This is a genomic window from Ruegeria sp. HKCCD8929 (assembly GCF_013031405.1).
Lineage (GTDB): Bacteria > Pseudomonadota > Alphaproteobacteria > Rhodobacterales > Rhodobacteraceae > Ruegeria.
Genome location: NZ_WPZY01000001.1, coordinates 274,890 through 286,235, shown reverse-complemented (window position 1 = coordinate 286,235; position 11,346 = coordinate 274,890). Strand labels below are relative to the sequence as shown.

Sequence of the window (11,346 nt, the reverse complement as noted above, 5' to 3'; positions counted from 1 at the left end):
TGGAAACCAAAAGAGACGACGGCAGGCCTGGGCCCGCCGCCGGTTCACTTAGACCAGAACGTTGTCCTCGTTCAGGTCGGCCACCTGGGTACCCAGCAGGGTGATCGAGCCCTCGTCCCCGAGGTCGATGACCACGTCGTTGCCCTGCTGCGAGATCGCTCCGGCCAGGTCAGCGAAGGTATCGAACTCGATATCTGCCGCCGTCAGATCCACAACGTCTCCGTTGGAGAAGGCTTCGAAGTCGGCGATGACGTCGTCACCGAAGTCGTCCTCGAACACAAAGGTGTCCGCACCCCGGTTGCCTTCCAGGCGGTCGTTGCCGAACCCGCCATTGATGATGTCGTCGCCGATCCCGGCACAGATGATATCGTCGCCGGCGCCGCCGTCGATTTCATCGTCTCCACGGCCACCTTCGATCCGGTCGGCACCGTCTCCGCCCTCGAGCAGGTCATCGCCGCGACCACCCTGAAGCACATCGGCGCCTTCACCGCCGTCGAGGTTGTCGTCGCCGTTGCCGCCCGAAAGCTGGTCGTCGCCGTCCTCACCAAAGAGGTCGTCATCGCCGTTGCCGCCATTGACGACATCGTCGCCACCACCGGCTTCGACAATATCGTTGCCATTTCCGGCATTGATGGTCTCGGCCTCATCACCACCCACGATATCGTCGTTGCCATTGGTCACCTCGATTTCGACCTCTGGCTGCGGCGGTTCCGGGGCATCGGCAAAGACAAAGTTACCGGCCTCCAACTCCTCTGGAGCCACGCCTTCCAGCGTGATCTGGTCCCCTTCACCAAGGTCGATCACGGTGTTCTCGCCCTCCTGCCGGATGTCCAGGCCCTCGATCCCGGTGATGCCAAAGTCCGAGACATCTAGGAAATCGCCAGCCTCGGCCCCTGCGGTGAAGTCGGCCACGATGTCTGATCCGGTTCCGCGACGGAACTGGAACGTGTCGCGCCCTGCGCCACCGGTGAGGTTGTCATCGTCGGCACCGCCGTCGATCACGTCGTCACCACGGCCGCCGTCGATGATGTCCTCTCCAGCGCCACCGGACAGTTCGTCATCGCCACCTTCGGCAATGTCGACCACGATGCGCAGCAACTGCTCACCACCGTCATTGCGGGTGAAATCACCCTCGATCGGATCAACGACGGTGCCCGCAGCAGTGGTGCCGCCCAGGATGTTGACCGGAGTGCCGTCCGGGTTGCCTTCGGAGCCGTTGAAGCCCTCGTGGCTGCGAACCACACCGTTTTCGGCGATGCCCTGATCGCGCGCGGTCTGGTTGATAAAGGCGGCGTCCTCTTCGGTGTTGACCTCGGTGCCCGCATCCAGAACGTCGCTGCCAAAGCGTTCGATGACCAGCGGACCGGCAAAATTGCCGTCCTCATCAAACAACGCATCGGTCAACGGGTCGTCGGGTGAGGCCAAGAAGGCGTCGTTCGACGGGATCACCATGGTTGCCCAGGTGAAGTAGCCACGGCCCACCTGATCGGCGTTGACGTTCAGCGTAAAGCTGGCGCTTTCGCCCGGATCAATCGGACCCGGGGCCCCGATGCCACCGATGATGGTGGCGTCCACTCCGCCATCGCCAACCTCCTGGTTGAACTCGGCTGCGATGCCTTCGACGCTGCCATCCTCGGCAATGCGTTCCAGACCACCGCTGGCCGCTTCGCCATCGGTCCACAGGTCAAAGTTCTCACCGTCGTGGAAACCGAACCAGACCGGCGTCAGGAAGGTACCGCCCTCGCCCAGCGTGTTGGTCACGGTCACGGTGATCGCTTCACCGTCACCGATGGCATCACCGCGGATGACGTCATTGCCCGCGCCGCCCTCAATGGTGTCGTTACCGGCACCACCGGCCAGCAGGTTGTCACCTTCGTCGCCGGTCAGGTTGTCATCGTTGTCGGACCCGGTCAGATTCTCGATGTCGATCAGCGTGTCGGCCACTTCACCATTCGGCCCTTGGTAGGTCGCGGTGCCCGCTGACAGATCCGCAGTCACGGCCGAACCGATATCCTGAAAATCCGCCGTGTCGATACCTTCGCCACCATCCACCGTGTCGGCGCCACCACCGCCCTGCAGGACATCGTTGCCTTCGCCACCTTCCAGCAGGTCGTTGCCGCCGCGCCCGACCAGCAGGTCGTTGCCTTCGTTACCGGTCAGGGTGTTGGCCCCGCCGTCACCGAACAGCTGGTCGTCATTGGCCGAACCGTCGAGGTTTTCAAACCCGTCGAAATTCTCGAACACAGTCACATTCTCGTTCGGCGCATAAGCCGCGCTGCCCGAGCCCAGGTCGGCCACCACTTCGGCACCGATATTGATGAAGCTGTTGGTGTCAACGCCTTCGCCGCCGCTCAGCACATCGACACCGCCGCCACCGGCGATGAAGTCATCCCCGGCACCGCCGTCGATGTCATTCGGGGCCGCACCTAAGGCGCGAATATCGTCGTTGTTGGACGAACCGATGATGTTTTCGATGCCCGTGAACTGTTCCTCGATCAGCGGACCGTTTCCGCCACCGCCGTTATAGGATGCGGTACCGGTGCCATCGGCATTCACAACCACGGTCACGCCTGCAATGCTTGGATCCGCAGCACCCAGATTGATGTTGCCGAAATCGTTGGTGTCGATGCCTTCACCGCCGTCGATGATGTCGACGCCGCCGCCGCCCGACAGGGTATCGTCGCCGGCACCGCCATTCAGCACGTCGGCGCCGCCCAGACCGCTGAGCACATCGTCGCCATCGTTCCCATTCAGGACGTTGGCATTGCCATCGCCCACCAACACGTCGGTGTCGTCAGAGCCTTCGACATTTTCGATGCTGATCAGAGTGTCGGTCTCAACCGCCTCATCAAAGACGTTGCCGTCTTCTTCCTGCGGGTTCAGGCCGTTCACGTCACCACCCGCATCCTGCACGATATCGGTGATCACCGGGCCGTTGATGCCAGCGGGCGCATTGTGCAGGTGAATGGCGCTGACACCCGCCACCGGCAACAGATCGGATGTGGCAAGACCGGTCACCGACAGATCTGAGCTGTAGGTCACGCTGTCGCCGTCCACGACGATCACAACAGTGCCTTCTCCGGTTGCCAGCGAGTCGCTTGCGCCATCCGGCTCCTGTGCTGCGTCGAGCGTGGCCACCAGCGTCAGGGTGCGAACACCGTTTTCCGTGGTCACATCCTGGGCCAACAACAACTGACCCCGGATCTCACCGCCGGGGAAATCATTTGTGTGAATGTTGTAATACAGGTTGCCGGCAGCGGCTTCGCTGACCAGCTCGGCGGGGCTTTGCTGTGTGGTCAGCGACGCCAGCGGCTGATCCTCGACCACAACCGAGAACCCGGTTTCGCGGGTTGCTGTGCCGGCAGCCAGATCCACTTCGACGGGGACGTCGATATCCGAATAAACGGCGGTGTCGATATCCGCGCCACCGTCCAGCGTGTCGTTGCCAAGACCTCCGGTCAGCACATCGTCACCAGCCAATCCCCGGATGACGTCATCACCGTCCGTTCCCACAAGCGGATCCGGCCCAGCGGTGCCGACGATGGGGTTCACATTGTTCTCATCGTTCATAGTTTTTGCCTCCAGTCACGCCGGCGCAGACCAATATGCGCGCCGGTCACGACTGAACCTGTGAAGGGACGGCAAAAGCTCAACGCATCAGAAATGAACCGCTGCGCCTCATGTCCAACTAAAGCTGAAAAGATATCCAACTATCTGTATATATTATAGAATTAGTTATTCTCACATCCGCACAACTAAAATTGAGTGGTATTGCAATCGGGCTATCGGTACCTGTTGAGGAGTATTTTCACCGCAATCGATACTGCCTGATCACGAGTGTCCGCCGCGATGCAAAAGGCCAAATCCATACGACCCGGGGCCCCGATGAGCCAGAACTGGGACCTGCTCCGGTTCTTTCTTGCCGTCGCCCGCGCCGGGAGCATCGCTGGCGCCGCCGAGCAACTGGCTGAAAGTTCGGCAACCGTCGGGCGCAAACTGCGTGAGCTGGAGGCAGAGCTTTCTGCCACTCTGTTTGACCGCAGTGTGTCCGGAGTCTCGCCCACCAGTTGCGGTCGCGCAATCCTGGATCATGCCGAACAGATCGAGCAGCAAATGCTGCTGATCAATGAAGCGATCTATGACGACGATGGTTTGCTGACAGGCACAGTCACGGTTGCGGCCCCAAGCGGGTTGGGTCAGACAATGCTGGCTCCCCGCCTGCGCGAGTTGCACAACACGCATCCGGGGTTGCAGATCAAACTGCTACTGTCCACGGCCAAAGTGAATCTACTCAACCGCGAGGCGGATATTGCCGTGCGTATCGGGCAACCCGGGCAAGAGCGGCTGGTGGGGCGCAAGCTAGGCTCGGTTGGGTTCGGCATCTATGCCTCGCGTCTCTATCTCGACGACATCGAACCGTTTGAGACCGTGAAGGATCTGGACGGTCACAATATCGTCGCGGCTTCGGGCGCGCTGGCGCAAACGGCCCAATGCCGGGAATTCGCCCTGCTCTCAGAACGCTGCAACGTGGCGCTGACCACCGACAGCCTTTTGGCACAACTTGAAGCCGTCAAAAGCGGGCTTGGAATAGCCCCGTTCCCAAAATACCTTGCACAGGCGCACCCGGATCTGGTCGAGCTTCTGCCGGGACAGTTGCAGACCACGGCCGACCTCTGGATGCTAACCCATCCGGACATGCGCAACCTCGCGCGGATTCAGACGGTTCAGGAATTCATTTTCCAGATCTGTCAGGAAAGACAGGCAACCAAAACCAAAACCTTGCCGGCTTCGGGCATGAAGCCCGCCAGGCCCACCGCTGTCTCCGCCTGAGATCACATCCCTCGAATTTGTGAACGATGCCTTACTCCGTCGTTTGTCCATCCGAGCCCCGGGCTACGGCTCGAAGCGTTCATGCCCAAGATTGGGAGAAGCCAAGGCTGAAGTGGGCCACAGCCAAGCCATTCGCAGGCTCTAGCGGCTAATGCCGCCGGGTTCCGATTTCGGCCAAATGTCTCAGGAAGTGGCAGCCACCGGTTGATCTGCTTTGTCTCCCGGTCCGGCGAGGAGTGATCCGGTGAAAAAATGATCCCGACAGGACGAACAAGATTCGCAGCATAACGGGCCGTTTCGTCCTTACCGCATAAAGTCGACGTCAGTTTCAGAAAACTCGACGGCATTCATTTTTGGAGTCAACGCCTCCTGTCGCACGCGCCGGCATTCCACAGCTCCACTACAAACGGGTGGTTGTCACGCCCGGCAGAATTCGGTCTAAGGGCCGTGTTAGTACACGACCAATTCAAGGACTCAGAGCCATGCACGACATCCGCGCCATTCGCGAAAATCCTGCCGCCTTTGACGCCGCCCTTGCGCGGCGCGGGGATGCGCCGGTGTCGTCGTCGCTGTTGCAGTTGGATGAAGCGCGGCGCGCTAAGATTCTGGCCGCCGAAACCGCGCAGGCCGAGCAGAACAAGGCCGCCAAGGCCATCGGGGCCGCCAAGGCCAAGGGCGATGAGGCCGAGTTCGAGCGGCTGCGAGCAGATGTGGCGGCGAAAAAGTCCGAAGTGGCCGCCATGCAGGCCGAGGCCAAGGAGCTGGACGCGCAGCTGACCGATCAGCTCGCGCGCATTGCCAACCTGCCCGCCGAGGATGTGCCTCAGGGCGCCGATGAGGATGACAATGTCGAGGTGAACCGCTGGGGCAATCCCCGCAATTTTGCCTTTGCACCAAAAGAGCACTACGACATCCCGGCCGTAGCCGCAGCGATGGATTTCGAAACCGCCGCCAAAACCTCGGGCAGCCGCTTCGTGAACCTCTCCAAGGGCGTGGCGCGCATTCATCGCGCGCTGGCGCAGTTCATGCTGGACACGCATATCGACAAGAACGGGCTGACCGAGACCGCCACCCCGGTTCTAGTGCGTGACGAGGCCATGTACGGCACGGATAAACTGCCGAAATTCGGCGAGGAAAGCTATCAGACCACCAATGGCTGGTGGCTGATCCCGACATCCGAGGTGACGCTGACCTATTCGGTGGCGGGCGATATTCTGGACGAGGCCGCCCTGCCCATTCGCATGACGGCGCATACGGTCTGTTTCCGCTCGGAAGCCGGCAGCGCGGGCAAGGACACGGCGGGTATGCTGCGCCAGCATCAATTCGAGAAAGTCGAGATGGTCTCGGTCACCCATCCGGAGAAATCGGACGACGAACAGAAGCGCATGCTGCGCTGTGCCGAGGATCTGCTGGAGCAGTTGGGCATCCCCTATCGCACCGTGGTGCTGTGCACCGGCGATATGGGGTTCGGGGCGCGGCGCACCTATGACATCGAGGCGTGGCTACCGGGGCAGAACACCTATCGCGAAATCAGCTCGGTCTCGACCACCGGCGATTTCCAGGCCCGCCGTATGAATGCGCGGTTCCGTCCCGAGGGCGGCGGCAAGCCGGAATACGTGCATACGCTGAACGGATCCGGCCTGGCCGTCGGCCGCTGCCTGATCGCGGTGCTGGAGAACGGGCAAAACGAGGATGGCACTGTCTCGCTGCCAGATGTTCTTGCCCCCTATCTCGGCGGCAAGCTGACACTGGGGCTGAACGGCACATTGGCCTAAGAAAACCGGCGGCGGAGAACCCGACGCCGGTTTGAGCAGGGTTAAGGGCGAAGAAGGTTACTTCTTCGCCTTTTTCTTGTCCTTCTTGGCCTTGGCTTCCTTTTTGCCCTTTTTGTCTTTCTTGCCCTTGGCGTCTTTTTTCTTGCCGTCTTTCTTGGATTTCTTGTCCTTCTTGGACTTTTCCTTGATCTTCTCCTTGGCCTTTTTCACCTTGGCCTCGAATTCCGTTTTCTTCCGGGCAGCTTTTTCAGCCTTGGCCTTTGCTTTGGCCTTTTTACTCGCTTTGGCTTCGGCCCGTTCCTTTGCCGCTTTCGCTTCAGCAGCCTCGATCTCGGCTTTGGAGGGTGTTGCCGGTTTGGCCGCGTTGGCGCGGGCCGCGGCGGCATTGACCTTGCGGGTCACAGCGCGTGTGGTCGATTTGCGGGCCGGTTTGGCCGCGGGTTTCGGCGCCGGTTTGGTTCCGGCCAGTTCCTGCGCCGCCGCAATCAGGCGCGGAGCGCGGGCGGTGCCGATGCGGGGAACCTGCACCAGTGTCTCGGGCGCGGCTTTGGCCAATGCGGTGGCGGTCTTGATGCCCAGGGCGATCAGGGCCTTGCCCAGCGTCGGGCCGACGCCTCGCACTTCGGTGACTGGTTTCATTACAGGTCCTTTCCTTGTCTTTGCCACGGTTCGGATGAGCGCGGAGGATTATGATCCATTTGATATGGACCCGATATGATTCACATCAAATGTCACAAATCAGCCGGTTTGCGGCACCCCTGCCCTGGATTGGGATTTCGGGAAGGGCACCAGCCGTTTTGCCTCTTCATCCCAGAGCTTGAGGTTCAGCGCCGCGACCGCCTCGGGGAACTTGATGCGGCGGGGGGTGCATTCGGGTGGCAGGTTGTAGTGGCAGGCGCGCAGCCGGTAGGACGGGATGCGGGCGTTGAAATGGTGGATGTCATGCAGGGTGATGCAGGCGACCGCCGTGTCGAACCACCAGCCGAAATCGAGCGCGGAGGAGCCCTGAAGCGCCGCCAGTTGTGGGTCGAGATCGGGGCGGCGGTCCCAGTAGGTGTCCTCGAAATTATGCTGCAGGTAGACGAGGAACACGCCGAGCATGCCGCCCAAGAAAGAGAAGACGAGCCAGACCCAAATGCCGGTTGCGCCTGCGGCGAGGTAGAGCAGGCCCAGCATCACTACGATCGAGAGATTGTGCAGCAGCACGCCCCGGACGCCGAAACGGGTGGTGTTCTTGGGCCAGCGGTAGCGGATGAAATAGGTAAACAACGCGCCCGCCGGCACCAGGATGAACGGGTTGCGGTAGAGGCGGTAGAAGAGGCGCGTTTTCCAGTCGGCGGCGGTCCATTCGCGCAGGGTCATGGTGTGGATCTCGCCGGTTTCTCGATGCTCCAGATTGCCAATGCCTGCGTGATGCAGGTTGTGGTTCTGCTTCATCACCTCAAAGGGGGCGAAGGTGAAGGGGGACAGGATGTGGCCCGCGATCTCGTTCTGGGTGCGGGTTTCGAACAGCGAATGGTGGCCGCAATCGTGCTGTAGCACATAGAGGCGCACTGCGGCGAAGGCGAAGACCGCGCCGGCGGGCAGCAGGATGTACCAATGCTGCACATAGGTCACCGCCAGCCAGAGCGCGGCGAAATAGACGGCGAAGGTGCCGAAATAGCTGAGTGAGGCCAGCCGATTGTCCTGCACGGCGTATTGCCGAGTGTAAGCTCTGAGATCCATACCACCCCTGTTCCCGGGCCGGGCCCGGTACCAATGTCTCGTCAAAACCAGAACTGGCCCGTACTCCGACGGGCCACACGCGGAAATTGTCGCGTATGGGGGGATGCTAGCGTCAAAGGCGGGGCGCTGTCACGCCCTGCGGCTGAAAGTGCAGCAAATTGGCGCGGTTACGCCTTTCCCTTGAGATGTTTGGCCAGCGCGCCTGCGTTTTTCTTGCGCCGTCCCTTGTAGGGGTTCTTGTCGCCCTGTCCGCGCAGGGTCAGGCGGATGGGCGTGCCGGGCATGTCGAAATCCTCGCGCAAACCGTTGACCAGATACCGCGAATAACTGGCGGGCATCTTGTCGGGGTGTGAGCACATGACTACGAACCCGGGCGGTCGGGTTTTGGCCTGCGTCATGTAGCGCAGCTTGATGCGCTTGCCCTGCGGGGCTGGCGGCGGGTGCTGTTCCAGCATGCCGGTCAGCCAGCGGTTCAAGTGCGCGGTGGTGATACGGCGGTTCCAGATCTCATGAGCGCGCAGGATGGCGGCATGCAGACGGTCGAGGCCCCTGCCCGTCTTGGCCGAGACCGTCACCAGAGGGGCACCGCGCAGCTGCGGCAGCAGGCGCTCGAAGGACTCGCGCAGATCGCGCAGTTTCTCCTGCTTGTTCTCTTCGACGTCCCATTTGTTGACCGCAACCACGACGGCGCGGCCCTCACGCTCGGCCAGGTCGGCGATGCGCAGGTCCTGTTGTTCGAAGGGGATGGCGGCGTCCAAGATGACCACCACCACTTCGGCAAATTTGACCGCGCGCAGGCCGTCGGAAACCGAGAGCTTTTCCAGCTTCTCCTGCACTTTAGCCTTTTTGCGCATGCCTGCGGTGTCGAAGATGCGCATGGGCGTGCCGCCCCAGTCGGTGCGCAAACTGATGGCATCGCGGGTGATGCCGGCCTCGGGGCCGGTCAGCAGGCGATCCTCGCCCAGGATCTTGTTGATCAGCGTGGATTTGCCCGCGTTGGGACGGCCCACTACGGCGACCTGCAGGGGTTTGGCGGCGGTGATGGCGGACACCGCATCCTCGTCCCCCTCTTCCACCGCGACATCGGTTTCGGGGGTGTCTTGTTCGGCGGCCTCTTCTGCCGCGTCGGCCAGTGGCATGAGTTGGGTGTAGAGGTCGTTTAGCCCCTCACCATGCTCACCCGAAAGGCGGATGGGCTCGCCGAGACCCAGAGCATAGGCCTCGATCACTCCGGCATCGGCCGCGGCACCTTCGGCCTTGTTGGCGGCAAGGATCACATGTTCGGAGCGTTTGCGCAGGATGTCGGCAAACAGTTCGTCGGTCGGCGTCACTCCGGCGCGGGCGTCGATCAGGAACAGGCAGATATCGGCCATGTCCACCGCGCGCTCGGTCAGACGGCGCATGCGGCCCTGCAGGCTGTTGTCGGTCGCATCCTCAAGCCCGGCGGTGTCGATCACGGTAAAGCGCAGATCGCCCAGACGCGCCTCGCCCTCGCGCAGGTCGCGCGTCACGCCGGGCTGGTCATCGACCAGCGCCAGACGCTTGCCCACGAGGCGGTTGAACAGGGTGGATTTACCCACATTGGGGCGCCCCACGATGGCGAGGGTCAAGGACATGGCACTTATCTTTGCAAAGACTCAGACGCGCCCTTTAGCGCATCTCGCCGTCAACGGAAAGCGTGCAGTTTGCCGTCGGTCGATACCACATAAAGCGTCTGGCCTGCCACGACCGGTCCGGTGGTAGCCCCGCCCGGCACCTCGACCCGGTTGACCAGCGTGCCGTCCTCGGGCGTGTAAAAGCGCAGATAGCCGTCATTGGAGGCGAGGATGACGCGGCCACCGGCCACGATGGGGCCGTAATGGGCGAAGATCTCGCCGCGCTTGCGGGGCTTGTCCTTGACGAAACCGGACAGATCGCGGGCCCAGATCACGCTGCCGTCGGCGGCGCTGAGCCGGATCAACTGGCTGCGGTCGCTGACCAGGAACACGCTGTCGCCGGCGGGCCAGACCGGGCCCAGGGCGCCCTCGCCTGCGGTCCAGATGCGTTCGCCGGAAGCGGCGTCGAACGCGACGGTGCGCCCCGAATGGTTGCCGATATAGAGCGAATTGCCCGAGATCACCGGCGCGCCGGTCACGTCGCCGATGCGGGCGGCAGCCCGGCCCTTGCGCCCGCCGGTCACCGAGGCGTTCCAGCGCCGGATGCCGCCACGGCGGAAGCTGGCAGTTACGTCGCCCGAGCCGAAGGCGAACACCACCAGATCTGAGGTCAGCGCCGGGGCTGGAGCGCCAAGCACGTTGCCAACACTAGGGGTTCCCTCGAGTTGCCAGGCGATGCGCCCGTCCTTGGTGTTGACCGCCCAGCCGGTATCGTCGCCCGCCACCAGATAGAGCAGCCCGTCGCGGATCGTCGGCGTGCCGCTGCCGGTTGCGTTCAGCTTCTGCCGCCAGCGCACCGCACCGGTGCGCGCATCCAGCGCGGTCAGGCGCCCAAAACCGGAGGACACATAAAGCACACCGCCAGCATAAGCCATGCCGCCGCCAGTTGCTTCGGCCTCGCTCTCGCCCGGTGGGATCAGGTTTGCACTCCAGGCCACGGCGCCCTGAGGAGTGACGGCAGAAACAGTAGCGGCGGAATCGAGCGTGTAGATCAGGCCACCGGCTACCACGGGATCGGCAGTGATGCGCTGCTTGCGCTCGTCACCGCTGCCGATCGGCACCGACCAGATCCGTTGCGGGTTGGTGCGCAGCGCCGGGTGCGCGGTGCGGAAATTCGGAGTGCCGATCCCCTGCTCCCAACTGGCATTCGCGCTTTGCGCGGACAGGCGGATGGGTTTCGAGCCCAGGGCCTGCGCAGCGTCCTCGGCCACGGGGCGGATATCCTCGCGCTCGCCAGGCAGGATCACCTCAGACTCTTCGCAGGCGCTAAGTGTCATCAACGTCAGGCCCATCAGCGTTAGCCCAAGGCGGGGGAAAATCGTGGTAACCATGGTAATCTGAACTCGCCTGTCGTCCTGTTG

Annotated in this window: 7 protein-coding genes; 2 read left to right on the top strand and 5 right to left on the bottom strand. The window is 62.3% G+C overall.

The window, feature by feature from the left end; all coding sequences use genetic code 11:
- Positions 1-48: 48 nt before the first annotated feature.
- Positions 49-3,570, bottom strand: a complete 3,522-nt coding sequence (locus tag GOX53_RS01315) for a spondin domain-containing protein (RefSeq protein WP_171173176.1) — start codon at positions 3,568-3,570, stop codon at positions 49-51.
- 315 nt (positions 3,571-3,885) lie between these two features.
- Here GOX53_RS01315 and GOX53_RS01310 point away from each other — a divergent pair, with 315 nt between their 5' ends.
- Positions 3,886-4,830 carry a LysR family transcriptional regulator gene (locus GOX53_RS01310; RefSeq protein WP_171173175.1) on the top strand — a complete coding sequence of 315 codons (945 nt, stop codon included), beginning with the start codon at positions 3,886-3,888 and terminating at the stop codon, positions 4,828-4,830.
- 482 nt (positions 4,831-5,312) lie between these two features.
- On the top strand, positions 5,313-6,605 hold the full coding sequence (gene serS, locus GOX53_RS01305) for a serine--tRNA ligase (protein ID WP_171173174.1): 1,293 nt from the start codon (positions 5,313-5,315) through the stop codon (positions 6,603-6,605).
- A 57-nt stretch (positions 6,606-6,662) separates the two neighbouring features.
- Here the strand turns inward: serS and GOX53_RS01300 are convergent, their stop codons facing one another.
- The 4 genes from GOX53_RS01300 to GOX53_RS01285 form a co-directional block, all read right to left on the bottom strand.
- Positions 6,663-7,244 (bottom strand): helix-hairpin-helix domain-containing protein, encoded by a 582-nt coding sequence (locus tag GOX53_RS01300; protein WP_171173173.1) that lies wholly within the window; start codon positions 7,242-7,244, stop codon positions 6,663-6,665.
- A gap of 99 nt (positions 7,245-7,343) precedes the next feature.
- On the bottom strand, positions 7,344-8,330 hold the full coding sequence (locus tag GOX53_RS01295) for a fatty acid desaturase (protein ID WP_171173172.1): 987 nt from the start codon (positions 8,328-8,330) through the stop codon (positions 7,344-7,346).
- 167 nt (positions 8,331-8,497) lie between these two features.
- Complete coding sequence (gene der, locus GOX53_RS01290) at positions 8,498-9,946, bottom strand: ribosome biogenesis GTPase Der (protein WP_171173171.1); 1,449 nt, start codon at positions 9,944-9,946, stop codon at positions 8,498-8,500.
- A gap of 50 nt (positions 9,947-9,996) precedes the next feature.
- The gene (locus tag GOX53_RS01285) at positions 9,997-11,316 is read right to left on the bottom strand and encodes a PQQ-like beta-propeller repeat protein (protein WP_254446415.1); all 1,320 of its coding nucleotides are present in this window, start codon (positions 11,314-11,316) and stop codon (positions 9,997-9,999) included.
- Positions 11,317-11,346: the final 30 nt, after the last annotated feature.

Coding starts and splice junctions, on each gene's coding strand:
- GOX53_RS01315 (WP_171173176.1), bottom strand. CDS start 3,570: ATGAACGATGAGAACAATGTGAACCCCATCGTCGGCACCGCTGGGCCG.
- GOX53_RS01310 (WP_171173175.1), top strand. CDS start 3,886: ATGAGCCAGAACTGGGACCTGCTCCGGTTCTTTCTTGCCGTCGCCCGC.
- serS (WP_171173174.1), top strand. CDS start 5,313: ATGCACGACATCCGCGCCATTCGCGAAAATCCTGCCGCCTTTGACGCC.
- GOX53_RS01300 (WP_171173173.1), bottom strand. CDS start 7,244: ATGAAACCAGTCACCGAAGTGCGAGGCGTCGGCCCGACGCTGGGCAAG.
- GOX53_RS01295 (WP_171173172.1), bottom strand. CDS start 8,330: ATGGATCTCAGAGCTTACACTCGGCAATACGCCGTGCAGGACAATCGG.
- der (WP_171173171.1), bottom strand. CDS start 9,946: ATGTCCTTGACCCTCGCCATCGTGGGGCGCCCCAATGTGGGTAAATCC.
- GOX53_RS01285 (WP_254446415.1), bottom strand. CDS start 11,316: ATGGTTACCACGATTTTCCCCCGCCTTGGGCTAACGCTGATGGGCCTG.